The following is a 23,932-nucleotide window of genomic DNA, read 5'->3' as shown; positions in this document are numbered from 1 at the left end:
GCCCCGGACCGCCCCACCCCGGTGATCATGAAGTTGTTGCGCGGACACGCCGATGCAACGCGCGATAACTTCATGATCAACCGCGCTTGAAGGTCGGCGGGGCCGGGTGCGGTCAGGTGTCACGGGTGGGAGTTTCGGCGGCGGTGCGGAGGTTCGGGGCGCTCGCCGGTTCGGCGATGCCACCCGGGGCCTCCGCGATGGCCGGGTCGTGGGCGGTCTCCGCGGCGACCAGCGGCTGATCCGGCGGCATGACGTCGGGCACCTTGGGTACGACGATCACCGCCGTCCCGTACGCGCAGATCTCCATCCACATCTCACCGCAGTCCCGGCTGTCGAAGCGCATGCCGATCACGGCGTTGGCGCCGATCCGGCGGGCCTCCTCGCCGAGCCGGGCCACCGAGTCGGTACGCCACCGGGTGAGGTTGTCCGGGGCCATCGGGTCGTACGCGCCACCGCGCAGGTTCTTGACGCCCTCGCGGTACGGGTTCCTGGTCCTTGCCATCGAGGAGACCACCTCGCCGAGAATCTGGCGGATCTCGTAGCCGGGCAGTTGGTCCGTCGTCACGACCAGCACGATTCCGATGCTGTCAGGGTGAGCGACCACCCGATCGCGAGCCTTGTTCACCTGATCGGATGCTGAAAAACGGCGCGGCGCGGACGGCCGACGCTTGGTCGACCATCCGCGCCGCCCGGGGCGCTAACCGTCAGACACCGGCCACCGAGGTGATCCAGGACCGGTTGTACGCGACACTGCCGTAGTTCTGGATGTTCACGCCGTCGGCGGTCGAGGCGACGCCGACCTGCCGGCCGTTGTAGAACTGCGGCCCGCCCGAGTCGCCCCGCCACGCGTTGCCGTTGATCCGCGAGCTGCGGATCGCCTGGCCGCCGTACGCGTCGGTGGCGCTGTTGCTGGTCACCTGCACGTTGGCGGTCTTCAGCACCGTCGACGCCGAGCAGCCGCTGTAGCAGGTCATGCCCCAGCCGTAGATCGAGTTGGTCGAGCCGATCGGCGGGTTGCTGGTCGCCAGGGTCACGGTGGAGGTGCTCACCGCGCTGGAGAGGCGCATCAGGGCCAGGTCGTAGCGGGTGTAGGTGGCCGAGACGCTGCGGGTCACGCCGCCGGAGGTGCGGTTGACGCTGCCGATACGGACCGACATCGTGCCGCTGATGCAGTGCCGGGCGGTGAGCACCCACTGCGAGGCGATCACGCTGCCGGAGCAGGTGAACGAGCCGTTGCTGAACACCGCGGCGGCCCACGGGGCGGACGAGACGGTGCCGCCGCCGATGATGGGCTGGGGGCCGGCGGGAGCCGCGGTCGCGCCGGAGGCGGCGCCGACGACGCCGATCATCGCCGTGCTGATCGCCACGAGCAGGGAGCGGATGCGCATGGGGTGGACTCCTTGAGGGAGGGGTGGTACCCGGGGTCGCCGGGCGGGGCAACCGGCGGCGCGGGATCCCAGGCCGCCGTATCATCGAGCTCTGTCGATGTAGAGTAGGGGCAGCCGGACAGCTTTTCAAGATTTCCTTTTGGACTCCGTGACATAACGATTCGGCCATAGCGCGAGTCGTATATGCCCTGGTGGAGGCTGTGCCGGGCGGCGCGGAGTGTTCCACGACACGTGTGTCGGGGAGTTGTCCGCAGCGCGGCCCGAGCGGGGCCCGGCCGGTGCGGGCGCACCGCCATCTGCCAGGTAGGCTGGCTGCGCTCGCCCGTTGTGGGTCGGCACCCAACTGCGTACACAGTCAGGAGTGCCCAGTGCCTCGCGTCGTCGTCGACGTCATGCTCAAGCCCGAGATCCTCGATCCGCAGGGCCAGGCCGTCGCAAACGCGCTGCCGCGGCTCGGCGTCAGCGACGTCGCCTCGGTCCGGATCGGTAGGCGGATCGAGATCGAGTTCACCGGTGAACCGGACCTGGACCGGGCCCGGGAGATCGCCGACAAGCTGCTCGCCAACCCGGTCATCGAGGACTTCACCGTCCGCCTGGTCGAGGCCGACGAGACCGCGGGCGCCCGGTCGTGACCGCGCGGGTCGGAGTAGTCACCTTCCCCGGCTCGCTCGACGACGGGGACGCCGCCCGCGCCGTGCGGGTCGCCGGCGCCGAGCCGGTCCGGCTCTGGCACGGCGACCCCGCCCTGCACGGGGTCGACGCGGTCGTCCTTCCCGGCGGCTTCTCCTACGGCGACTACCTGCGCTGCGGCGCGATCGCCCGGTTCGCCCCGGTGATGGAGACGGTCGTCGACGCGGCCCGCGGTGGCCTGCCGGTGCTCGGCATCTGCAACGGCTTCCAGATCCTCTGCGAGGCGCACCTGCTGCCCGGCGCGCTCACCCGCAACCAGCACCTGCACTTCCGCAACCGCGACCAGGTCCTGCGGATCGAGACGGTCGGCACCGCCTGGACGAACACGTTCCAGCCGGGCCAGGAGGTGCTGATCCCGGTCAAGAACGGCGAGGGCTGCTACGTCGCCGACGCCGCGACGCTGGACCAGCTCGAGGCCGAGGGCCGGGTGGTGGCCCGCTACCTCGGCGGCAACCCGAACGGGTCGCAGCGCGACATCGCGGCGATCACCAACGAGGCCGGGAACGTGGTCGGCATCATGCCCCACCCGGAGCACGCCGTGGAGGAACTCACCGGCCCCTCGCTGGACGGCCTCGGCTTCTTCACCTCCGTCCTCAAGCACCTGGTAGGGGCGCCGGCGTGACCGTCGGCGACAGGATCATCGGTCAGCTCGACCGCCCGGCGGGCGGCCACGAGCGCAGCGAGGAGAGGTCATGACCACCCATCCGGATCCGGTACGGGAGACGCCGGAGGCCTTCCCGGCCGCTGCGCCGCAGCCGGCGGAGCCGGACGCGGCCACCGTCGTGCCGCCGGCCGCTCCGGCCCAGCCGGCCCCCGGCGCGTGGACCGACGGCGTGGACACCGTGCCGCGCGCGGCCGGCACCCCGGGCGAACTCCAGCCCTACACCGAACTCGGCCTCAAGGACGACGAGTACGACCGCATCCGGCAGATCCTCAGCCGGCGGCCCACCCAGGCCGAGCTGGCCATGTACTCGATCATGTGGAGCGAGCACTGCTCGTACAAGTCCAGCAAGGTGCACCTGCGCCAGTTCGGCGAGAAGGCCCCGCCGAGCGACCGGCTGCTCGCCGGCATCGGTGAGAACGCGGGCGTGGTGCAGGTCTCCGACGAGTTGGCCGTCACCTTCAAGGTCGAGTCGCACAACCACCCGAGCTTCGTCGAGCCGTACCAGGGCGCGGCCACGGGCGTCGGCGGCATCGTGCGCGACATCCTCGCCATGGGCGCCCGCCCGGTAGCGGTCATGGACCCGCTGCGGTTCGGCGCGGCCGACCACCCCGACACCGCCCGCGTGCTGCCCGGCGTGGTCGCCGGCGTCGGCGGCTACGGCAACTGCCTCGGCCTGCCCAACATCGGTGGCGAGGTCGTCTTCGACCCCACCTACCAGGGCAACCCGCTGGTCAACGCGCTCTGCCTCGGGGTGCTGCCGGTCGACCGGCTGCAGAAGAAGGAGGCCGCCGGCCCCGGCAACGTGGTGGTCCTGATGGGCGCCAAGACCGGCCGGGACGGCATCGGCGGCGTCTCGGTGCTGGCCAGCGCGACCTTCGACGAGGGCAGCGAGGAGCGTCGCCCCTCCGTCCAGGTCGGCGACCCCTTCATGGAGAAGCTGCTCATCGAGGCCTGCCTAGAGCTGTACGACGCCGAGCTGGTCGTCGGCATCCAGGACCTCGGCGGTGCCGGCCTGACCTGCGCCCTCACCGAGACCGCCGCGGCGGCCGGCACCGGCATGCGGGTCTGGCTGGAGCGGGTGCCGCTGCGCGAGCCCTCGATGGAGCCGCACGAGATCCTGGCCAGCGAGTCGCAGGAGCGGATGCTGCTGGTGGTCGAGCCGGAGAAGCTCGACGCCGTGCTCAAGACCGCCGACAAGTGGGGCGTCTGGGCGACCGCCATCGGCGAGGTCACCGCGCCGTCCCCGGACGGCCAGCCGGGCCGGCTCGTCATCACCTGGCGCGACCAGCTGGTGGTCGACGTGCCGCCGGGCTCGCTTGTCGACGACGGTCCGGTCTACGCCCGCCCGATGCGGGAGCCGGCCGACCTGATCCTGCTCCAGGCCGACCGCGCCGAGACCCTGCCGCGCCCGAGCGACCCGGAGGCGCTGCGGGAGACCGTCCTGCGCATGATCGCCTCGCCGAACCTGGCCGACAAGACCTGGGTCACCGAGCAGTACGACAGGTACGTGCTGGGCAACACCGTGCTCGCCCAGCCGGAGGACTCGGGTGTGATCCGCATCGACGAGCGGACCGGGCTCGGGGTGGCGCTCTCCGTGGACGGCAACGGCCGCTACGCCCGCCTCGACCCGTACCACGGGACGAAGCTCGCGCTGGCCGAGGCGTACCGGAACGTGGCGGTGGCCGGGGCGACGCCGATCGCGGTCACCAACTGCCTGAACTTCGGGTCCCCCGAGGACCCGGCGGTGATGTGGCAGTTCGCGGAGGCCGTGCGCGGCCTCGCGGACGGCTGCGCCGAGCTGGGCATCCCGGTGACCGGCGGCAACGTCAGCTTCTACAACCAGACCGGCGCCGCGGCGATCCACCCGACCCCGGTGGTCGGTGTGCTCGGTGTGCTGGAGAACGTGGCCGACCGGGTGCCGATGGGCTTCGTGCCCCGGCCCGACGGTGACCACGACCACCTCTACCTGCTCGGTGAGACGCACGTCGAGCTCTCCGGCTCGGAGTGGGCCTGGGTGACCCACGAGCACCTCGGCGGTATCCCGCCGCAGGTCGATCTCGCCCGGGAGAAGGCGCTGGCGGACCTGCTGGCGGCGGCGGCCCGGGTCGGTCACCTGAGCTCGGCGCACGACCTCTCCGACGGTGGGCTCGCGCAGAGCCTGGTCGAGTCCACCCTGCGTCGCGGGGTCGGCGCCCGGATCGCGCTCCCGGAGCAGTTCACCGGCGGTTCGATGCCGTTCGTCTACCTGTTCAGCGAGTCCGCCGGGCGGGTGCTGGTCTCGGTGCCGCGCGGGCACGAGAAGGCGTTCACGGCGCTCTGCGCGGAGCACGGGGTGCCGGCCGAGCGGATCGGCGTCACCGACCCGACCGGCGGCGCGCTGGAGGTGCACGGCCAGTTCCGGATCGGCCTGGACGAGCTGCGGACCGCCCACACCGGCACCCTGCCGCGGCTCTTCGGCGGTGCGGCGCTGGTCGAGGTGCCGGCTCCCGCGACCGGGGTCGCCGGTGCCGTCGAGGCGGTGCCGCTGCCGGTCAGCGACCCGAACGCCGAGCTCGCCCCGGTGGATCCGGAGAGTGTCGACTCCGAACCGATCGCCTCGGCCGGCCCGGTCGCGCCGGTGGCGGACGTGCCCGCCGGAGCGGTCGGGTCCAGCGCGTCGGACACGCCAGGCGACGGTGGGGCGTCCGACCCCGACTCCGGTGACACCGAGCAGCCGCCGACGCCTGACGAGCGCTGAGGCGCTGGCGTTGGCCGTCTACGCCCAACCCGGTTCAGGTGCCCGGTTCGACTGGGGCCTGACCGGGGCGGCGGAGCTCGGCCGGGTCTGCGCCGCGCTGGTGGTGGTGGACGTCCTCTCGTTCACCACCGCCGTCGAGGTGGCGGTCAGCCGGGGGACGCGGGTGCACCCGTTCCCGTGGGGCGAGCAGGCCGCCGAGTACGGACGCCGGATCGGCGCCACCGTGGCGGTGGGCCGCCGGCAGGTCAGCCCGGAGCAGCCGTGGTCGCTCTCGCCGGTGTCGCTCAGCACGGCACCGGTCGTCGCCGATCTGGTGCTGCCGTCGCCGAACGGTTCGGCGATCAGCGCGGCGGCGAGCGCCACCGGGCTGCCGGTGGTGGCGGCCTGCCTGCGTAACGCGCGCGCCGTCGGGCGATGGCTGCGCGGCCAGGGGTACGGCTCGACAGACGCGCCGGTCGGTGTGATCGCCGCCGGTGAACGCTGGCCGGACGGCTCACTCCGCCCCGGCGTGGAGGACCAGCTCGGCGCGGCCAGCGTGCTCGACGCCCTCTCCGGCGTACCGGGTGGGCTCTCCGTCGAGGCGGCCATGGCGCTCGCCGCGTTGGCGAGCACTCCCGACGTACCCGCCGCGGTCCGCGGCTGCGTCTCCGGCCGGGAACTCGCCGAGGACGGCTTCGCCGGGGACGTGGAGCTCGCGGTGCAGCTCGACGTCTCCGACGTGGTGCCGGTGCTGCGCCAGGGAGTCTTCTCCGCCGCCTGAGCGGCCGCCGCTGCCCGGCACGACTCATCGGCCGGGTGCCGCGGGCTCCACCACCCGGTTTCCCCGCGTCGGCCCGGGCGACGTCCGGTGCGCTGCTGCCGCCATCGACCCGGTCGCCCCCGCACCGGGCAGCTCCGTCGAGCGGCTTCCGTGTGCTGTCGCCGCGCCATGCGGCTTCCGTCCGTCGCCACGGCCTCCCCAGCTATGCGGAACGGGCCGCCCGGTTCCTCCGGGCGGCCCGTTCGCTCGCATCTGCGGCACCTGCCGTGGTGGCTGCCGTCGTCTCCAGGTCAGCTCGTCAGGTGGACCGGCGAGCCGGCCGGCTCAGTCGTCCAGCCAGTCCAGCCGGCGGCCGCCCCGCTCCGCGTCGCGGCTCCGGCCACCCTGCTGGTCGCCGTAGTAGCCGCCCTGGTCGTAGCCAAGGTCGTCGTAGCCGCGCTGGGTCGGGGGCTCCTGGCCGTAGCCGCCGTGCTGCGTGGGCGGCTCCTGACCGTAGCCGCCCTGCTGCGTCGGAGGCTCCTGGCCGTAGCCGCCCTGCTGGCCGTAACCGGCCTGGCCGTAGCCGCCGCCCTGGTCGTAGCCGGGGTCGTCGTAGCCGCCACGCTGGGTCGCCGGCTCCTGGCCGTAGCCGCCCGGCTGGCCGTACCCGCCGCCCGGCTGGTCGTACCCGCCGCGCTGGTCGTAGCCGGCTGTCGACTCCGCGCCCCGGCCGTACGGCGCAGCGTCCGGCTGGCCGTAGCCCTGCCCCTGACCCTGCTCGTAGACGCCGGTGGCGTACGGGTCGGCCGGCGCCGGGTACTGGGTGTTGTCACCGGTGTACCGGCCGGTCGGCTCGTCGTAGCGCTGCTCGCCGTAACCGGCGCCGCCGGAGGCGGGCGGGTAACCCGCGCCGCCGGCCGGAGCGGCGTAGTCACGGCTGCCGTAGCCCTCGCCGGACGAGGGCGCGTTGCCGTAGCCGCCGTCGCCGTAACCCGCGTCGCCGGCACCGGCGCCGTAGCCACCGCCCGAGCCCGGGGCGTTGCCGTAGCCGCCGTCGCCGTCGTAGCCGCCACCCGAGGCGGGGGCGTTGCCGTAGCCGCCCGCGCCGTAGCCGGCCGGCTCGTCGCCGTAGCCGCTGCCGGACCAGCCCGGGCCACCGTCGCCGCCGCCGTACGGCTGCGCGGGCGGCGCGCCGTACGGGTCGGGAGGCACGTCGTCGACGACCGGACGGTGCATCATCGTCGGCGCCTCGCTCAGGGCGGCGCCACCGCCCGCGACCATCGTCGGGTCCGGGCCGCCGCCGACCCGGTTGACCACCCGGGTCTGGTCGTCGGCGCCGCGGAAGCCGCCTCGGGCGGCCGGGACCGCGCCGGCACCGGCGGGAGCGTCGTCGTCGGCGTCGTCCGGGTTCTCCTTGCGCTTCATCCAGAGCAGCACGATGGTGCCCACACCCGCGGCCACGAGCAGACCGCCGAGCAGGATGATCACGTACTGCCCGAAGCCGCCGCCCGAGTCCTCGTTCGAGGCGTTGGCCGCCGCGCCCTCGGTCGCCTCCGGCGTCTCGTCGGTGGCCTCATCGGTGGCCTCGTCGGTCGGCTCGTCCGTGGGCTCCGCCGACTCGGTGGCCGACGGGGTGGCGCTCGGCGTCACCTCCACCTTGACCGCCAGGTTGATCCGCTGGCCGCTGATCGACTGGTTGGGGCCGGCGTTGAAGCTGTTGACCTTCTGGACTCCGTCGAAGCTGGCGCCGACGTCGATCCGGCCCGGGGTGATCGGCTTGGAGCTGGTGCCGGTGAAGCGCCAGTTGCCGTCGCTGTCCGAGGTGGTCTCGTAGCGGTGGCCGCCGGTGTCCTGAAGCGCGACGTATGCGCCCTTCACCGGCTTGCCGTTCGCCTGGATCACGACCTTGCCGGAGACCGAGCGCACCGTCTGCACCTCGGGCGGCGCCGCCTTGGCCTTCACCGTGACCGTCGTCGAGCCGTCAACGGTGCCGCCGAGGCCGCCAGCCTTGGCCGTGACGGTGATGCGGGCGGACCCGTTCTGCGCGTCGTCGGCCACCTTGAACTTGGCCGTGTAGGTGCGGCTCTCCGTGACATTGCCCTGGTCACACCCCTCGATGCACTGCACCTTGGAGTTGCTGGAGCTGACCGTGACGTCGACCCTCTGGTCGTCAGCGTCAAGGTTGTAGCTCACCGTGACCTCGCCGCCCGCCTGGACGGTGCCCGGGGAGGCCGAGACGTTGGTGACGCTAGGGGCGGCCAGGGCTGGTGTGGCGGGGAGGGCGATTAGGGCGCCGGCAACCAGCGCTACGACCACACCGGCCCGCTGCTTCCAGGCACGTCGGTGTGTTGACACGTCCACCGCCTTCCGGACTGACTTCCCGCTCCGGCGGGTGCCGGGCCGGGGGATCATCACGGTTCGAATACGCCGTCGGCAACTATGCCTTGTCCGACTGTCCGGGCGCGACCCAGGGCCAGCGTCAGGCTTGATGGCCTGAGGTCGTATCGTCCCGTCGTGTCCTCTCCGCACATTAAGTCCGCCGCGGTCGCGGCAGCGCTGTCGGCGCTCGACCAGGGGCGGGTCGCCGAACGGCCGGTCCTCCGGGAAGCGGTCCGGACCCTGCTGACTGCCCTTGCGGAGCGCGCGCCCGGCCGATCGGTGGAGGTGCGCGTCCCACCATACGGTGCGATCCAGTGTCTGCCCGGTCCCCGACACACCCGCGGTACCCCGCCGAACGTGGTGGAGATGGATCCGCAGACCTGGCTCGCGGTCGCCACCGGCCGGCTCGGCTGGGCGGAGGCGGTCACGGAGGGTCGCGTACTGGTGAGCGGAAACCGAGCGGATCTCGCGCCTCATCTACCGCTCTAGCTGCGTCGATGAGCGGGGCCGGTAACGGGTCGCACGCTTTTCGTGACTTTCTGTATTGACGGCGATTCGCGTACACTGTCAGGCGAAACCAGTGGTCGCGGCCGAGGGGTGCGGATCCCACCCGTGATCCCGCCAGGCCCGACAGACCCCAGCAAGAGGGAGCGGCAGGTGCCCCGAGGCGACGGCCGGCTGAGCCACGACCTTGATCCCCAGCGACCGGGCCCCCAGGACGCGTGCGGCGTCTTCGGGGTCTGGGCTCCGGGGGAAGAAGTCGCCAATCTGACCTATTTCGGCCTCTATGCCCTCCAGCATCGTGGCCAGGAGGCAGCCGGCATCGCGGTGAGCGACGGCTCGGGCGTGGTGGTCTACAAGGACCTCGGCCTGGTCGCGCAGGTCTTCGACGAGCCGACGCTGGCCAGCCTGCGCGGGCACGTGGCGATCGGGCACGCCCGCTACTCGACCACCGGCGGCTCGACCTGGGAGAACGCCCAGCCGACCCTCCGCTCGACCACGTCCGGCACCACTATCGCGCTGGCGCACAACGGCAACCTGGTCAACACCGCGGAGCTTCAGCGTGAGGTCAGCGAGCGGGGCATCGCCAACGACGGATCGACGAACGACACCTCCCTGGTGACCATGCTGCTGGCCAGCCGGCCGGATCTCTCCGTCGAGGCGGCCGCGCTGGAGGTGCTGCCGCAGCTGCGGGGCGCGTTCAGCTTCGTCTTCATGGACGAGTCGACGCTCTACGCGGCCCGTGACCCGCACGGCGTACGCCCGCTGGTGCTCGGCCGTCTCGAGCGCGGCTGGGTGGTGGCGAGCGAGACCGCCGCGCTCGACATCGTCGGCGCGAGCGTGGTCCGCGAGGTCGAGCCGGGCGAGTTGATCGCCATCGACGAGGACGGCCTGCGCTCCACCCGGTTCGCGGTGCCCGAGCCGAAGGGCTGCCTCTTCGAGTACGTCTACATCGCCCGGCCGGACGCGACCATCGCCGGCCGGAACGTGCACTCCGCCCGGGTGCAGATCGGCCGCCAGCTGGCCCGGGAGCACCCGGTCGACGCCGACCTCGTCATCCCCGTCCCGGAGTCCGGCACGCCGGCCGCGATCGGCTACGCCGAGGAGTCCGGGATCACCTACGGCCAGGGCCTGATGAAGAACCCGTACGTCGGCCGGACCTTCATCCAGCCGTCGCAGACCCTGCGTCAGCTCGGCATCCGCCTCAAGCTGAACCCGCTGCGCGAGAACGTCCGGGGCAAGCGGATCGTGGTCGTCGACGACTCGATCGTGCGGGGCAACACCCAGCGCGCCATCGTGCGGATGCTGCGCGAGGCGGGTGCCCTCGAGGTGCACGTCCGCATCTCGTCACCACCGGTGCGCTGGCCCTGCTTCTACGGCATCGACTTCGCCACCCGCGCCGAGCTGCTGGCCAACGGGCTGGACAACGAAGGCATCCGGCGCTCGATCGGCGCCGACACGCTGGGGTACGTCTCGCTGTCCGGTCTGATCGCCGCGACCGAGCAGCCGAAGACCCGGCTCTGCCGTGCGTGCTTCGATGGGGAGTACCCCATCGAGCTCCCGGCGGGCAACCTGATCGGCAAGCACGTGCTCGAGGGGGTGGGCCGTCGGGTCGCCGCGAGCGCCCCGGACGCCCCGGAGCACACCACCTCTCCGCTCGTCGCCACTCCGGGCGGCGCTTCCGTCCAACGCCCGTAGCACCACGGGGCGTCGCCACCGCAACGGCGGCGCCAGAAACACAAAGGGGAGAACCGTGACGCACGTGTCCGAGCGCAGTGGCGCAGGTACCAGCCCGACCGGAGCCGGCGGCGACCGCCAGCCCTGGACGGCGGGTGCCGGACGCCAGGCGCGCAAACGCTCGGCCTCGTACGCTGACGCGGGCGTGTCGATCGAGGCGGGCGATCGCGCCGTCGAGCTGCTCAAGTCCAAGGTGCGGCAGACCCGGCGGCCCGAGGTGCTGGGCGACCTGGGCGGCTTCGCCGGCCTCTTCCGGCTGGACACGAAGAAGTACAAGAACCCGATCCTCGCCTCGTCGACCGACGGTGTCGGCACCAAGCTGGTGATCGCCCAGCAGATGGACATCCACGACACGGTCGGCATCGACCTGGTCGCGATGGTCGTCGACGACCTGGTCGCCTGCGGCGCGGAACCGCTCTTCCTGCTGGACTACATCGCCACCGGCGAGGTGGTGCCGGACAAGGTCGCCGAGATCGGCGCCGGCATCGCCGACGGCTGCCGCTACGCGGGCTGCGCGCTGCTCGGCGGCGAGACGGCCGAGCACCCGGGTGTGCTGCGTCCGGACGAGTACGACATCTCCGCCACCGGCGTCGGCGTGGTGGAGGAGAGCGAGATCCTCAGCCCGGAGCGGGTCGAGGTGGGCGACGTGGTGATCGCCATGCGCTCCTCCGGCCTGCACTCCAACGGCTACTCGCTGGTCCGGCACGTGCTGCTCGGCGCCGGCCGGATGCGGCTCGACGTGGTGATCGACGACTTCGGCCGGCAGCGCACCCTCGGTGAGGAGCTGCTCACCCCGACCAAGATCTACGCGCAGGACTGCCTCAAGCTCATCGCCGAGGCCGAGGTGCGGGCGCTCGCCCACGTCACCGGTGGCGGCATCCCGGGCAACCTGGTGCGGATCCTGCCGGAGAACGTTGACGCGGTGGTCAACCGCTCCACGTGGCGTCCGCAGCCGATCTTCGACCTCGTCCAGTCGAAGGGCCGGATCGAGGATCCGGAGATGGAGGCGACCTTCAACATGGGCGTCGGCATGTTCGCGATCGTCTCCGCCGAGGATGCCGACCGTGCCCTGGCGACGCTCACCGGTCGCGGTGTCGAGGCGTGGCAGGCCGGCGAGATCATCGAGGGCGCCGGGAACGTTCAGATGATCGGCCAGCACACCCGCGGCTGATCACGCTCCGCTGATCATACGACCACCTGATCAGGGGTTCACCCGAGTAGCCATCGCCGCCTAGCCTGTAGGGCACCCTCATGCCCGGCAAGGGAGGTCGATGGCTGCTCGGGAACTGTCGTTCAGCGGAATGCGCGGCGTGGCCGCGGTTCCGTCGTACGTCGTGATGCAGCCCACCACCCTCTGCAACCTCGACTGTGCGTACTGCTACCTGCCGCTGCGGGCCGCCGATCGCCGGATGCCGGTCGAGGTGGCCGAGGCGGTGGCCGCGTCGGTGAACCCGTGGTCGACCGCCGGGCGGTTCTCGGTGGTGTGGCACGGCGGTGAGCCCCTGGCGGCCGGCCGGGAGCACCTGGCGGCGCTGATGGCGCCGTTCGGCCCCGAGGTCGAGCACCACGTGCAGACCAACGCGACGCTCCTCGACGACGCCTGGTGCGACTTCTTCGTGGCACACCAGGTCCGGGTGAGCGTGAGCGTGGACGGCCCCCGGGAGCGCAACGGCGACCGGGTGACCCGGGGCGGCCGGCCGGCGTACGACCGGATCGTGCGCGGGGTGGCGGCGCTGCGCCGGCGGGGGCTCCCCTTCTCCGCGCTCGCGGTCGTCTCCCGCCCGACGCCGGGGCTCGCCGCGGAGCTCTACGAGTACTTCCTCGACCTCGGCTGTGACGTGCTCGGCGTCAACATCGAGGAGACGGAGGGGGTGAACACCCGCGGCAACGCGCACGAGGCGGCCGACGTGACGACCTTCTGGGCCGAGCTGGTGGCCGCCTGGCGCCGGGAGCCCCGGATCCACCTGCGCGAGGTCGAGTGGACCCTGCGGTACGCGGCGGCGGTCCTGGACGGCGTGGCGGACGAGGTGCTGCCCCGTCAGCTGGACCCGATCCCCACGGTCGGCTACGACGGCTCGGTGACCGTGCTCTCCCCGGAGCTGGCCGGCTTCACCGATCCGAGGTACGGCGACTTCAGCAGCGGCAACGTACTGGAGACCCCGCTGGCCGAGATCCTGGCCGGCGCGGAGCGGACGGCCTGGGTGGGCGAGTTCCTCGACGGTGTCGAGGCGTGCCGTTCCAGCTGTCCCTACTTCGGCTTCTGTGGTGGTGGCCACGCCGCCAACCGCTACTTCGAGCTGGGGCGTTTCGACGGTACGGAGACCGAGCACTGCCGCAACAGCAAGATCCGCCTACTGGAGGGAGTGTTGGAGCATGCCCGAGACCACCAGTCACCGGCAGCCTGAGCGCGCGGCGGTCGCCGTTCCCACGGGAGTCGCCGAGCGGGTGCGGGACGCCGCCCCGGGGCTCAACGCTCTGCTGCGCGAGGCCGAGACCGCGCGACAGCTCCGTTCAGAGGCGGCGGGCGCGTGCGATTCGGGCGCGGTCTGCGCCTGGAACCACTTCGAGAACATCCCGACGTTCTACAACTGGAACAACCGGCCGCGTTGAGAAGCGCGGTACCGGGATCAGGGGCCTGTCCGGCGTGTCGGCACGGCAGGTCCCTGATCGTCGGTCGTTACACCGCTGCGAGCGGGCACATGCGTGAGCACGCGGGGCTACCGCGTGCTCAGCTGTGTCGAGAGGTCAGCGGGTCGGACGGACCCATGGATCCGGGTCGTCGTCCGCGTGATCCTCATCATCGTCGTCGACATACTCTTTGTAGTCGTCGTCGAAGTTGTGCTCAGACTTACCAGCACCCGCCAGTTCACGCTGCAAGGCGGTGAGGTCGGTGTTCGGGGAGTGGTACTTCAACTCCCGGGCCACCTTCGTCTGCTTGGCCTTAGCACGGCCGCGCCCCATGGCTCGACCCCCTCGCACAGAATGCGGGGCAGCCCGAAGGCGGGCCCCGATGACGTCAGGCATCTCTCGTGGCTCTTACGGTACATGGGGATGCCACCGTTCGGCACCTCGGGTTACCGTCTACCGGCCCTGCGCGTCGCGGTGGCCCGGCCGTCACCCAGTGTACCCGGTAAGGAGCGGAATCGTGAGCGCCCGTGACACCGGGCAAAACGCCACGAAACTGACCCCGGCCTCAGCTTAACGGCCCGTCGTACGGTTCGGGCTCTCCCGGGGGCGGGTCGTTTCCGCTCCGCCCCCCGGGACACCGGAATCAGGGCAGGTGGATCGTGCGCAGGCGGCCCACCTCGGCCATCCGCCGCTCGGCCAGCCGGTCCGCCGCCACCGCCGGCGGGACTCCCTCGGCGTCGGCCAGCTTGAGGATCTCCCGGGTGGTGTCGTAGATCCGGGTGGCCCGCATCTTGGCCCGGTCGAAGTTGAAGCCCTCGATCTCGTCGGCGACCTGGATCACACCGCCGGCGTTGACCACGTAGTCCGGCGCGTAGAGGATGCCCCGGTCGGCCAGCAGCTTCTCGATCCCCGGGTGGGCGAGCTGGTTGTTCGCCGCACCGGCGACCACCTTCGCCCGCAGGGCCGGCACGGTCTCGTCGTTCAGCGCGCCGCCGAGCGCGCAGGGGGCGTACACGTCGAGGTCCGAGGCGACCAGCAGGGAGATGTCGTCGAGCAGGGTGACCTGGGGGTGGGTCGTGCGGGCCCACTCGAGCGCCCGCGGGTTCACGTCGGTGGCCACCACCTCGGCGCCGTCGTCGAGCAGGTGCCCGACCAGGTACTTGCCGACCTTGCCCAGCCCGGCCACGCCGACCCGCTTGCCGTGCAGCGTGGGCGCGCCCCAGACGTGCTCGGCCGCCGCCCGCATGCCCTGGAAGACGCCCCAGGCCGTGAGGATGGAGGAGTCACCGGCACCGCCGTGCTCGACGCTGCGGCCGGTCACGTAGCGGGTCTCCCGAGCGATCACGTCCATGTCCGGCACGTAGGTGCCGACGTCGCACGCGGTGTAGTAGCGGCCGTTCAGCGACTCGACGAAGCGGCCGTACGCGCGCAGCAGCGCCTCGGTCTTGATCTGCTCCGGGTCACCCCAGATGACCGCCTTGCCGCCGCCCAGGTCCAGCCCGGCGAGGGCGTTCTTGTACGCCATGCCCCGGGACAGGTCCAGCACGTCGGCGAGGGCGGCCTCCTCGCTCTCGTACGGGTAGAAGCGGGTGCCGCCGAGCGCCGGCCCCAGCGCGGTGGAGTAGATCCCGATGATCGCCTTGAGGCCGGTCTGCTTGTCCTGGCAGAAGACGACCTGTTCGTGGCCGGTCGATCCGGGGTCGTCGGTGCTGGCGAATACGCCCATGACTGGCTCCTGGTGTCGGTGCGTCCTTGTGGGGCGCGGACCTGACGGACGCCGGCGGGGATGCTGCCGGTGAGGTTGAGCCTAATATCGGCCGTCGGCGGCCTCTCGTCCACGGCGTGCTGGTAGCGCTGGCGGCGGTGAGGGCGGTGTTCGTGGGAGGATCGCGCCGTGCCGTCGCTCTTCGCTTCTTATCTGCGCGTGTACGAGCCGCTGACCGCCTTCGACCGCGATCGCCAGTCGTACTGGCGGCGATACGTGTCCGAGGGGCGGGCGATCGCCCCGGTGGAGGGGCCGGGCCGGCAGCGGACGGCGGTGATCGAGGCGCTCGGCGCGGGCTGGACGCGCCTGCCGGACCTGCCCGAGGAGGCGTACGTCCTGGAGACGGAGGACACGCTCCTGGTCTGCCCGTGGAATCTGCGGATCCGGGTGGCCGAGGCGGCGTTGAGTGCCCGGGACGGCGTACCGCCGGTGCTCGCCGACGCCTTCGTGCCCCCGGTGCTCGCCGGTCAGGCCAAGGCGGTGGTGGACGACTGGCGCAGCGGCGCTCGGGTGCTGGAGCACGGCGTGCCGCGGCTGCACGAGCAGATCGCCACCTGGGGGGTGCCGTTGCGGTGGTTCGTCCTGTTCGACCCCGAGGAGCGGGAGCTGGTCACCGGCCCGGGGCGGCGGGCGTTGCGCTACCGGACGGAGATCTCCAACGCGCGGCGGCGGTCGTCGCGGGCGCTGGCGGTGTTGCGCAAGTCCGTGGGCGAGGCGCCGATCACCGAGGCGGTCGAGGAGGCCGCCCGCTGGCTGGAGGAGTTCCACCCGCGGTCGATGGTGGAGCTCGACTACGGCGGCCTGGTCGACCTGCTGCCGGACGAGACGCTCACCGCCGACGACTCGCCGGAGCTGGTCGCGGCGGGTCTGGCGGGGCTCTCCCGGGGTGAGGCCGAGGAGGCGTCGGCCGCGTACGACAAGCTGGTCGCGCGGTGGCGGGCGGTGCAGTTGCTGGAGAGATGCAACTAAGACATATCGCCCACAGAGCGCTCCCAAGGCGAGGGGTGCTCGTAGTTGATGCTTCACGAACCGTGATCATGAGTCCGAATAAGGTACTTTCTGCCGTGTAAAAGTCGCATAAATCGGGCATGGTTCATCCGTCCGTCTAGGGACGTTCGGCCGTTCGGCCCATGTCGGACATCGGGGACTAGCCGGACCATGGGAGACGCGTCGGCCGGCGGGACCCCGGCCGATGTCTATACATGTGGAGGAGTGACCGATGGCATCGCGAACGCACGAACCAGAGCCGCTACTCACGCCGGCCGAGGTGGCGTCGATGTTCCGTGTCGACCCGAAGACGGTGACCCGGTGGGCAAAGGCGGGCAAGCTGTCCGCCATCCGCACCCTCGGCGGTCACCGCCGGTACCGCGAGTCGGAGGTCAGGGCCCTGCTGCAGGGGCAGATTCCCCAGCAGCGCCAGGGGGACTGAGCCGGCACCACGTTCGACGGGTAAGGGCGGTGGACTTCGGTCCGCCGCCCTTCCTCGTTTCACGCCTCGGTCAGAGTGATCCGGATGCCGACCGTCCCGCCCTCACCCCGGCGGAACCGGCTGCCCAGCAGCGTGAGCCGGCCCAGCAGCCGGTACTTGTGCTTCAGCAGGCTCCGGATCCGGAGGCTGCCGGCGTGGTCGTAGAGGCTCGCGTGGGCCGGCACCGAGGCGCCGTGCGGCCGGCCCCGCACGTCGCACGGCGCCACGGTCACCGTGCCGTTGTTACGGATCCGCTTGACCTTGCCGGAGTCCGCGGCCGTCCAGACCGCCAGGCCGTCGCCGTCGCGAACCGACCAGACCGGAGTCGAAACCGCCCGACCGTCCCTGCGGAACGTCGTGAGCAGGATGTACTTCTCCGCCGACAGCCGATCCAGCATCTCCACGCCGCCAGGATAAGGCCGTACGGCTGATTGACCGACCGGATAGCTCGAACCGCACGACGGCGCGTCGCGTACTGGAAAATGGGTCTGACCTGCGGCGGAACCCCCGACACCCGGCCGCTGGGGAACGCGGGGTCCGCCGTCGGCCTGCCTCGTGACTCAGACCTGGACGGTCGGCGGCAGCGGCTCCGGCGGGATGCCGCCGTCACCGTCGACCACCTCGTCCGGGGTGCCGTCCTCGTCGAGGTCCACCATGGTGACGTCCACCGCGCCGTCGTGGTCGGTGTCGAACTGGAACAGGTCCGCCTTCCCGTCGCCGTCGGTGTCCGCCACCCACACGTCGGTCCGGCCATCGTTGTTGGTGTCCGCGCGCAGCAGGTCGACCCGCTCGTTCCCCCGGGTCTCCACCGTTGCGGTGGTCTCCACGTCCGCGACGCCCTCGGTTGCCTCAGTCATCGGCTGGTCCTTCCCTGAAGTTGACGGCTGTCTCGTACCCGATCCGCCGCGCCCCCACGCGGGGCGCCGCCGTCGGGGCTCTTAGGGTCGCACCATGAGGCAGTGGAGCGGACCGTCGGCCGCGGGTGATCCCCGCCCCGCCGTCGGACGCAGCGGGGAGGCATGGTGAGCGATCGGTTCGTCGTGGTCGGAGCCGGCACGATGGGGCTCGGTATCGCGTACGTGGCGGCAGGTGCCGGGCACGCCGTCGAGCTGGTGGAGGTCGACCCCGGACGGGGTGCGGCGGCCGTCGCCCGGCTCGGCGAGCTCTGGGAGCGGGCGGTCGAGCGCGGCAAGCTCACCGCTGACGAGGCGGAGGCCAACCGCGGTCGGGTGGCCCTGCGCGCCGCCCTCACCGAGGTGGCCGAGGAGCCGGACGTGGTGGTGGAGGCGGTGCCGGAGCGGCTCGACCTCAAACGCGCGGTGCTGCGCGACGCCGAGGCGTTGCGGCCGGCTCTGCTGGGCAGCAACACGTCGAGCATCTCCATCGGAGAGCTCGCCGCCGACCTGGCCCGCCCGGAGAGCTTCGTCGGGCTGCACTTCTTCAACCCCGTCTGGGCGATGGCCCTGCTCGAGGTCGTGGTCGGCCCGGCCACCGCCGACGAGACCACCACGGCGGCCGTCGCGCTCGCGGCCCGGCTCGGCAAGGACCCCGTCGTCGTACGCGACATGCCGGGCTTCGCCACCTCGCGGCTCGGTGTCACGCTCGGCCTGGAGGCGATCCGGATGGTCGCCGACGGGGTGGCCGGCCCCGCCGACATCGACAAGGCGATGGTGCTCGGCTACCGGCACCCCATCGGGCCGCTGGAGTTGACCGACCTGGTCGGGCTCGACGTCCGGCTGGACATCGCCCGCACCCTCCAGGCCGCCTACGGCGACCGCTTCGCGCCGCCGCCGCTGCTGGAGGAGATGGTCGCCGCCGGCCGGCTGGGCAAGAAGTCCGGCCAGGGCTTCTACTCCTGGGAAGGTGGCGTGAAGCGGTGAGCGGGCTACGGATCGAGGAACACCCCGACCGGCTGGTGGTGACCCTGGACCGGCCGGAGAAGCGCAACGCCATCGACGCCGACCTGATCGCCGAGCTGCACGCGGTCTGTGCCGAGCTGGAGGCCCGTCCCCGGCTGCTGCTGCTCACCGGTGGGACGGAGGGCATCTTCGCCGGCGGCGCCGACATCGGGCAGCTGCGTGAGCGGGGCCGGCTGGACGCCCTCGCCGCGATCAACTCGGCCGCCTTCGCCCGGATCCGGGCGCTGCCCATGCCGACCGTCGCCGCCGTGGACGGGCCGGCGCTGGGCGGCGGCGCCGAGCTGGCGTACGCCTGCGACCTGCGGATCTGCACCGAGCGTGCGGTCTTCGGGCAGCCGGAGGTGCGGTTGGGCATCCTGGCCGGCGCCGGCGCGACCCACCGGCTTCCCGCGCTGATCGGCGAGGCCCGGGCCAAGGAGCTGCTCTTCACCGGGCGGCGGGTCGACGCGGCGGAGGCGCTACGGATCGGGTTGGTCAACCGGGTCGTGGCGGAACCGGGGGAGCTGCTGCCGACCGCGCACGGCCTGCTCGACGAGATGGCCAAGGGGTCGGCGCTGGCCCTACGGCTGACCAAGCTGGCGGTGGACGCCCCGGCGGCCGCCCACCCCCAGCTCGACCTGGTCAGTCAGGCGGTGCTCTTCGAGGACGAGGAGAAGCGCCGCCGGATGACGGAGTTCCTGGAGCGCAGAAGCGCGCGCTGACACCGGGCGGCGGTGACGCCGCCGCGCCGCGGACCGGCCGTCAGGTCCGACGCCCCGTCGGGTGCCGGAGGGCTCCGGACGACGAGAAGGGTCGCACCGGTTTCCCGGTGCGACCCTTCTCGTCGATCGCGCTGCCGCGCTCAGTGCCGGATCTGCACGCCCGCGTCGGCCAGCGCCTGGATCACCTGAGCCGACTCGGCGAAGCCGATCACCAGTACGGCGTCCGCGCCGAAGTCCTTGACCTCCTTGGCACCGGCGTTGAAGTCCACCGGCGGGGCCGACTCGCCCTCCGGTGGCTCGTAGGTGAGCAGCTTGAGGCGGTCGGCGCCGATCCCCGCCTTCTCCAGCTCCGCCTTCACCACGGCCTGGAGACCCTCACCGTAGGAGTCCTTCCGGGCGACGATCGAGATCCGCTGCGAGCCGTCCCGCAGGATCACGTCGGCCAGGGCGCGGCCCTGGAGGCTGTCCGGCGGGGCGGTACGGAAGAAGAGGCCCTTGTCCTCGGCCGTGGTCAGGCCGTCGTCCGTGCTGGACGGAGAGAAGAGGATCTTGCCGGCCTGCACCGTCTCGGGCAGCACCGCGAGGGAGATCCCCGAGCTCGCGGCGCCGATGATGACGTCCGCCCCGGCTCCGATCAGCTCCGCCACGGTCGCCTTCGCCTTGGTGGCGCTGGTGCCGTCGTCGCCCTCGATCCAGGTCACCTTCTTGCCCAGCACGCCACCCGCGGCGTTGATCTCCTTGATCGCGAGCGCGGCGCCGGCGGCCATCGGCGGGTACGCCAGAGCCAGGTCACCGGTCTTGGGCCACAGACCGGCGATGACCAGCGGAGTCCCGGGTGCCGCGTCGTCGCCCTGCTTCTTCCCCTTCGGCGGGGCCTTGGTGCTCGCGGCCGACTCGTCCCCCGCCCCCACGAACTCGGTCTTGCCGTCGTTGAGCTGTTGCCCGTCGAAGTGCAGGGTGCCGTAGCTCGTGGTGGCCGGCTCGCCGACGTCGGTGAAACCGGATCGGGTCACCGAGACGCCCCGGTACTCGATGTCCTGCCCCTCCCGAGCCATGCTCAGGCAGGTGGCCATGTCCTCGCACCGCTCGCCGCCGTTGGTGACGCCCACGACCTGCTCAGCGATCTTGGTGGAGTCCGTGCTGCCCGCCAGCTGCGCGGCGAGCGCGCTGATCATGATGGCGTCGTACGTCTCCGCCGCGTAGAGGTAGTCGGTCAACTTCGGATCGACGGACCGTAGCCGATCCTTGAATTCGTCGGGCAGCGGCGTCAATGGCGTGGTGCCCTTCATGCCGTCGACGAGATCGGCGCGATCCTTCAACTCAGCCGGGAAGGAGTTGAGCATGTTGCCGTCGGTCCCGTAGAGGCGTACCTGTTGGGCCGTCCCCTCCTCGGGCTTGTCACTCCCGCATGCGCTGGTGGCGAGCAGGATCGTGGCGCAGGCGGCCAGTGCGGCCGTCCGGGAGCCGCGCGATACGAGCATCTTCGTCCTTCCATCGGCGAAGGTCCGCTGCGCACATTAGCGTGCTCACGTCAGGCGCGGGACCGTGGAGCCGGGTCATTCCGCAGGTCGCCCCCACTGGCCACGGAGAGTAGCGATCGATGGGGATGCCCGTCCCTCCTTGACCGGCCCGCCTACTGTGCCCTGCGTGACGGAACTGCCACAGCAGACGCTCGACGACGCGACCGCCGTGCTCCGCTCGGCGCTGACCGGGGACGGCGATGCCGTGGTGGGCGCGTTCGACGAGGTGGTCGACCGGTCCGGCCTCGCCGGGGCGTACGGGGTCGCGTGGTGCCTCGCGGCCACCATGGTCGGCGATCCCGGGCCCGCCGGTTCCTGCGCGCTGGACTTCCCCGGCATCGACGAGGCCGGCTACGACACCCGCTGGGTGGCCCGCTTCGTCAGCGCGTACGCCAACCGGGACGCCGACACCGGTCAGGCGCTCTTCGGCGCCGCGGCCGCCGACGGCCTCCTCCCCGACTGCCTGCTCACCCTCGCCGGGTCGACCGTCGCCACGCTGCGCAGCCGCGTCCCGTGAGCCGGCCGCCCGGCGGCGCGGTGTGATAGCTCTGAGGGCATGTCCGAGGCCATGCTGAGCAAGGTCCGTAAGTTGCTGGCCCAGGCCGAGGACCCGGCCTGCACCCCCGCCGAATCGGCGGCGTTCATGGCGAAGGCGACCGAGTTGATCGCCCGTTACGGCGTCGACCGGGCGTTGCTCGCGGCCCGGGACCCGGCCACCGACCCGGTCGGCGACCGCGTGGTCGAGGTCACCGCCCCGTACGCCCGGGACAAGGCCGGGCTGCTCGCCGCGGTCGCTGATCCGCTGCGCTGCCGGTGCGTACGTCGCCGGCACGGCAGCGGATTCGCGATGCACCTGTTCGGCTTCGCGAGCGACCTGGAGCGGGCCGAGCTGCTCTACACCTCGCTGCTGGTCCAGGCCGCGCACGGGCTGGCCGGGGCGCCCGTACCGCCGGGTGAGCAGCCGGGTAGCTTCCGCCGCTCCTGGCTGGCCGGCTTCGCCCAGGTGATCGGGGCGCGGCTGCGGGCCGCCGAGACGGAGGCGGCAGCCGGCTCGGGCGAGCCGGGTGTGGCGCTCGTCCTGGCCGACCGTTCCGACCGGGTGCAGCGGAGACTCGCCGAGGTGTACCCGCGCCTACGCAGCGCGCCGCGCCGGCGGCTGGCCGGCACCGGGTTCGCGTCGGGCGCGGAGGCGGGACGCCGGGCCGACCTGGGCGGCCGTGAGGTACGCACGGGAGCGCGCGCCGATCTCCGCCTCGGCCGCTGACGCCGGGGCTGCCGATCCGGGTGGCGGCTGGCCCCGTTGTCAGCCCAGGGGCGGACGGCGACCGTCGACCGTCGCGACGTAGCGGGAGAGCAGTTCGTGCCAGCCGGCGGTGAGTGCCTGCCGGTAACCCTCGGCCGCCTCGCCGTGCCGGTCGAAGTGACGGTGCTCCAGCTCGACCCGGGTCTGCTCCGGTGCCTCGGTGAGGAAGACCACCTCGACCTCGCTCGCCCTGGCCGGGTCCGGCACCGGTACGCGGTCCGGCCCGATCTGCCAGGTGAAGACCAGCCGGCGGGGCGGATCCCAGGTGAGCACCCGCCCCCAGTCGGCCCGGAAGCCGTACGGGCCGATCTCGTAGAGCATCCCGCCCGCCCACGGCTCCATGCCCAGCTCGGAGAGCGCCTCCGGGCCGGACCAGGTGTACTCCCTGACCCACCAGTCGGTCAGCGCACCGGCGAAGACCGCGAAGGCCCGCTCGGTGGGGGCGGAGATGAGCAGGCTGCACCGCAGGTGGAACCGCTCGACGTCCTGCCGGATGTCGGCCGGGTCCGTCAACTCCTGTCCCATAGGCCCGGACCATACCGGCTGATGCCCAGGTGCGCAGCGGACGAATGTTCCGCGTCGGACGCGCGCGGCCGCTCGGCGCCGAGGGCTGTCGAGGCGCGACGGTGCGGGCGCCGCGTCGACGGTAGGCCGGTGCCCGGCTTCCGGGGTCGGGCTGCCGTGGCGTCGGCGGGCGGCCGCTGGGCGGCTTCCGGGGTCGGGCTGCCGGCCGGGCCGACGAAGGGCGGCGGCGCCGGCGCAGGGATGGCAGGGCAGGAAGCGGGTAAGCCCGCCCGGTCGGGGCCGGGGCGAGCCGGGCCAGCCGAGCCGGGAGCGGGACGGGATGAGCAGCGGGAGCGAGCGCGGGCAGGCGGGCCGGGATCCGGCCCGGCCGGACCAGGAGCGGTGGGGCGGCGCTGCGGCCGGGCGCCGGGAGGACGCGCCGGAACGGCACGTACGCGAGGGGCGCTGGCCGACCGAGGCCGACCGGCCGCTGCGGCCCGGGGAGCCGGACGTCCTGCTGGACGTGCCGGAGCTGCGCGTCGGTGAGCTGCGCTTGGCCGTCGACGGCCTGGACGCCGATCTCTCCCTCCGGGCCCGGCTGGCGAACCTCGTGGTGCTGGACGCCGGCGTCCGGGTCCGGCTGGACGCGGTCGAGCTCGACGTCAAGGACGTGCTGGCCGAGGTGCTGCTCAAGGTGCGGCTGGAGCGGCTGGCGGAGATTCTCGAACGGGCGTTGGACACGCTCGACCGGAACCCGCAGCTCATCGAGGCGATCGCGGACAGCGCGCATGCGGCGCTCGACGACGCCGGGCGGGCCGCGCAGCAGGTGACCGGCCGTGCGGAACAGCTCGACCGGGTGGCCGACCGGCTGGGGCGGGACGTCGGCTCGATCAGTGCACGGGCCGAGTGGACCGGGGAGGGGCCCATCGCCCGGGAGGTGTCCCAGCCGTCGCGACCGGAGCGACCCGGCGAGGGCGGCGCGGCCCGGCCGGCTGCACGGCCCGGCGGCGAGCCGCAGCGAGAGCCGGGTGCGGGTGGTCAGCGGCCGCAGGGCCCGCCGGCCGGCGGGGAGGCGCGCCGGCAGCAGTCCGGTGGCGAGCCGCAGGGGCGAGAGCCGGGTGCGGGTGGTCAGCGGCCGCAGGGCCCGCAGGCCGGCAGGGAGGCGCGCGGGCGGCAGCCCGGCGGTGGCGAGCCGGGCCGGGCGAAACCCGGCGAGACGCCACCCGGACGGCAGGCCGGTGAGCAGCCGGGCGGGGCGCGACCCGGCGCGGCGCCGAGCGGGCAGGGGG

At 72.6% G+C, this 23,932-nt stretch carries 24 protein-coding genes and 1 pseudogene; 16 read left to right on the top strand and 9 right to left on the bottom strand.

All coding sequences use genetic code 11. From position 1 onward, the window contains the following. Positions 1-112: 112 nt before the first annotated feature. Together E1211_RS17775 and E1211_RS17770 are read right to left on the bottom strand one after the other, a co-directional pair. Positions 113-680, bottom strand: a pseudogene (locus E1211_RS17775) (YbjQ family protein). Between the two features lie 24 nt (positions 681-704). Then, positions 705-1,388, bottom strand: a complete 684-nt coding sequence (locus E1211_RS17770) for a DUF1986 domain-containing protein (RefSeq protein WP_132350115.1) — start codon at positions 1,386-1,388, stop codon at positions 705-707. Positions 1,389-1,756: 368 nt separating this feature from the next. Between E1211_RS17770 and purS the strand changes: the two genes are divergently transcribed. From purS to E1211_RS17750, 4 genes are all read left to right on the top strand, one after another. Further along, positions 1,757-2,020, top strand: coding sequence for a phosphoribosylformylglycinamidine synthase subunit PurS (purS, locus tag E1211_RS17765; RefSeq protein ID WP_120779088.1), 264 nt, complete (start codon positions 1,757-1,759; stop codon positions 2,018-2,020). Then, positions 2,017-2,700 carry a phosphoribosylformylglycinamidine synthase subunit PurQ gene (purQ, locus tag E1211_RS17760; protein ID WP_132350114.1) on the top strand — a complete coding sequence of 228 codons (684 nt, stop codon included), beginning with the start codon at positions 2,017-2,019 and terminating at the stop codon, positions 2,698-2,700. The genes purS and purQ overlap by 4 nt, the downstream gene beginning before the upstream one ends. A gap of 70 nt (positions 2,701-2,770) precedes the next feature. Next, complete coding sequence (gene purL, locus E1211_RS17755; protein ID WP_132350113.1) at positions 2,771-5,479, top strand: phosphoribosylformylglycinamidine synthase subunit PurL; 2,709 nt, start codon at positions 2,771-2,773, stop codon at positions 5,477-5,479. 10 nt (positions 5,480-5,489) lie between these two features. Next, positions 5,490-6,239, top strand: coding sequence for a 2-phosphosulfolactate phosphatase (locus E1211_RS17750; RefSeq protein ID WP_371686170.1), 750 nt, complete (start codon positions 5,490-5,492; stop codon positions 6,237-6,239). 324 nt (positions 6,240-6,563) lie between these two features. On the opposite strand, the gene E1211_RS17745 is transcribed toward E1211_RS17750, so the two are convergent. Beyond that, positions 6,564-8,630, bottom strand: a complete 2,067-nt coding sequence (locus tag E1211_RS17745; protein ID WP_165947282.1) for a carboxypeptidase-like regulatory domain-containing protein — start codon at positions 8,628-8,630, stop codon at positions 6,564-6,566. Positions 8,631-8,732: 102 nt separating this feature from the next. Between E1211_RS17745 and E1211_RS32580 the strand changes: the two genes are divergently transcribed. From E1211_RS32580 to amcA, 5 genes are all read left to right on the top strand, one after another. Further along, positions 8,733-9,086 carry a sterol carrier family protein gene (locus E1211_RS32580; RefSeq protein ID WP_207915406.1) on the top strand — a complete coding sequence of 118 codons (354 nt, stop codon included), beginning with the start codon at positions 8,733-8,735 and terminating at the stop codon, positions 9,084-9,086. A gap of 168 nt (positions 9,087-9,254) precedes the next feature. Continuing rightward, positions 9,255-10,796 carry an amidophosphoribosyltransferase gene (purF, locus tag E1211_RS17740; protein ID WP_132350111.1) on the top strand — a complete coding sequence of 514 codons (1,542 nt, stop codon included), beginning with the start codon at positions 9,255-9,257 and terminating at the stop codon, positions 10,794-10,796. 55 nt (positions 10,797-10,851) lie between these two features. Then, positions 10,852-12,006 (top strand): phosphoribosylformylglycinamidine cyclo-ligase, encoded by a 1,155-nt coding sequence (gene purM, locus E1211_RS17735; protein ID WP_132350110.1) that lies wholly within the window; start codon positions 10,852-10,854, stop codon positions 12,004-12,006. Between the two features lie 130 nt (positions 12,007-12,136). Beyond that, positions 12,137-13,240 carry a cyclophane-forming radical SAM peptide maturase AmcB gene (gene amcB, locus E1211_RS17730; protein WP_305792208.1) on the top strand — a complete coding sequence of 368 codons (1,104 nt, stop codon included), beginning with the start codon at positions 12,137-12,139 and terminating at the stop codon, positions 13,238-13,240. After that, entirely contained in the window at positions 13,209-13,445 is a 237-nt protein-coding gene (amcA, locus tag E1211_RS17725; protein WP_132350108.1) for a multiple cyclophane-containing RiPP AmcA, read from the top strand. Before amcB ends, amcA begins: the two co-directional genes overlap by 32 nt. 135 nt (positions 13,446-13,580) lie before the next feature. On the opposite strand, the gene E1211_RS17720 is transcribed toward amcA, so the two are convergent. Both E1211_RS17720 and E1211_RS17715 read right to left on the bottom strand, forming a co-directional pair. Then, complete coding sequence (locus E1211_RS17720; RefSeq protein WP_120673883.1) at positions 13,581-13,796, bottom strand: DUF3073 domain-containing protein; 216 nt, start codon at positions 13,794-13,796, stop codon at positions 13,581-13,583. Positions 13,797-14,106: 310 nt separating this feature from the next. After that, positions 14,107-15,189: a Glu/Leu/Phe/Val dehydrogenase gene (locus E1211_RS17715; protein WP_132350107.1), complete on the bottom strand. Its 1,083-nt coding sequence runs from the start codon at positions 15,187-15,189 to the stop codon at positions 14,107-14,109. A gap of 168 nt (positions 15,190-15,357) precedes the next feature. Here E1211_RS17715 and E1211_RS17710 point away from each other — a divergent pair, with 168 nt between their 5' ends. Beyond that, complete coding sequence (locus E1211_RS17710; RefSeq protein WP_132350106.1) at positions 15,358-16,197, top strand: hypothetical protein; 840 nt, start codon at positions 15,358-15,360, stop codon at positions 16,195-16,197. A gap of 250 nt (positions 16,198-16,447) precedes the next feature. Beyond that, positions 16,448-16,657: a BldC family transcriptional regulator gene (locus tag E1211_RS17705; protein ID WP_007073996.1), complete on the top strand. Its 210-nt coding sequence runs from the start codon at positions 16,448-16,450 to the stop codon at positions 16,655-16,657. 59 nt (positions 16,658-16,716) lie between these two features. Here E1211_RS17705 and E1211_RS17700 read toward each other — a convergent pair whose 3' ends face one another. Then, positions 16,717-17,100 carry a PPOX class F420-dependent oxidoreductase gene (locus E1211_RS17700; protein ID WP_132350105.1) on the bottom strand — a complete coding sequence of 128 codons (384 nt, stop codon included), beginning with the start codon at positions 17,098-17,100 and terminating at the stop codon, positions 16,717-16,719. A 156-nt stretch (positions 17,101-17,256) separates the two neighbouring features. Beyond that, a complete protein-coding gene (locus E1211_RS17695; RefSeq protein WP_132350104.1) occupies positions 17,257-17,553 on the bottom strand; it encodes a hypothetical protein in 297 nt (98 codons plus the stop codon). Positions 17,554-17,718: 165 nt separating this feature from the next. Here E1211_RS17695 and E1211_RS17690 point away from each other — a divergent pair, with 165 nt between their 5' ends. Continuing rightward, positions 17,719-18,576 carry a 3-hydroxyacyl-CoA dehydrogenase family protein gene (locus E1211_RS17690; protein ID WP_132350103.1) on the top strand — a complete coding sequence of 286 codons (858 nt, stop codon included), beginning with the start codon at positions 17,719-17,721 and terminating at the stop codon, positions 18,574-18,576. Beyond that, positions 18,573-19,316, top strand: coding sequence for an enoyl-CoA hydratase/isomerase family protein (locus tag E1211_RS17685; RefSeq protein ID WP_207915405.1), 744 nt, complete (start codon positions 18,573-18,575; stop codon positions 19,314-19,316). Before E1211_RS17690 ends, E1211_RS17685 begins: the two co-directional genes overlap by 4 nt. A 140-nt stretch (positions 19,317-19,456) precedes the next feature. On the opposite strand, the gene E1211_RS17680 is transcribed toward E1211_RS17685, so the two are convergent. After that, entirely contained in the window at positions 19,457-20,797 is a 1,341-nt protein-coding gene (locus E1211_RS17680; RefSeq protein WP_132350101.1) for an ABC transporter substrate-binding protein, read from the bottom strand. Between the two features lie 166 nt (positions 20,798-20,963). On the opposite strand from E1211_RS17680, the gene E1211_RS17675 reads away from it, so the two are divergent. Both E1211_RS17675 and E1211_RS17670 read left to right on the top strand, forming a co-directional pair. Beyond that, positions 20,964-21,353: a hypothetical protein gene (locus tag E1211_RS17675; protein WP_132350100.1), complete on the top strand. Its 390-nt coding sequence runs from the start codon at positions 20,964-20,966 to the stop codon at positions 21,351-21,353. A 39-nt stretch (positions 21,354-21,392) separates the two neighbouring features. Next, positions 21,393-22,100 carry a DUF2786 domain-containing protein gene (locus tag E1211_RS17670; RefSeq protein ID WP_132350099.1) on the top strand — a complete coding sequence of 236 codons (708 nt, stop codon included), beginning with the start codon at positions 21,393-21,395 and terminating at the stop codon, positions 22,098-22,100. Between the two features lie 39 nt (positions 22,101-22,139). Here the strand turns inward: E1211_RS17670 and E1211_RS17665 are convergent, their stop codons facing one another. Further along, positions 22,140-22,664 carry an SRPBCC family protein gene (locus E1211_RS17665; protein ID WP_132350098.1) on the bottom strand — a complete coding sequence of 175 codons (525 nt, stop codon included), beginning with the start codon at positions 22,662-22,664 and terminating at the stop codon, positions 22,140-22,142. 319 nt (positions 22,665-22,983) lie between these two features. Here E1211_RS17665 and E1211_RS33455 point away from each other — a divergent pair. Then, positions 22,984-23,932 (top strand): hypothetical protein (locus E1211_RS33455; protein ID WP_243709575.1); only part of this gene is annotated, 949 nt, incomplete at its 3' end.

It is taken from the genome of Micromonospora sp. 15K316 (assembly GCF_004348525.1).
Classification (GTDB): Bacteria; Actinomycetota; Actinomycetes; order Mycobacteriales; family Micromonosporaceae; genus Micromonospora.
The sequence above is the reverse complement of the archived record's forward strand: the minus strand, read 5'-3'. Positions and strand labels throughout refer to the sequence as shown.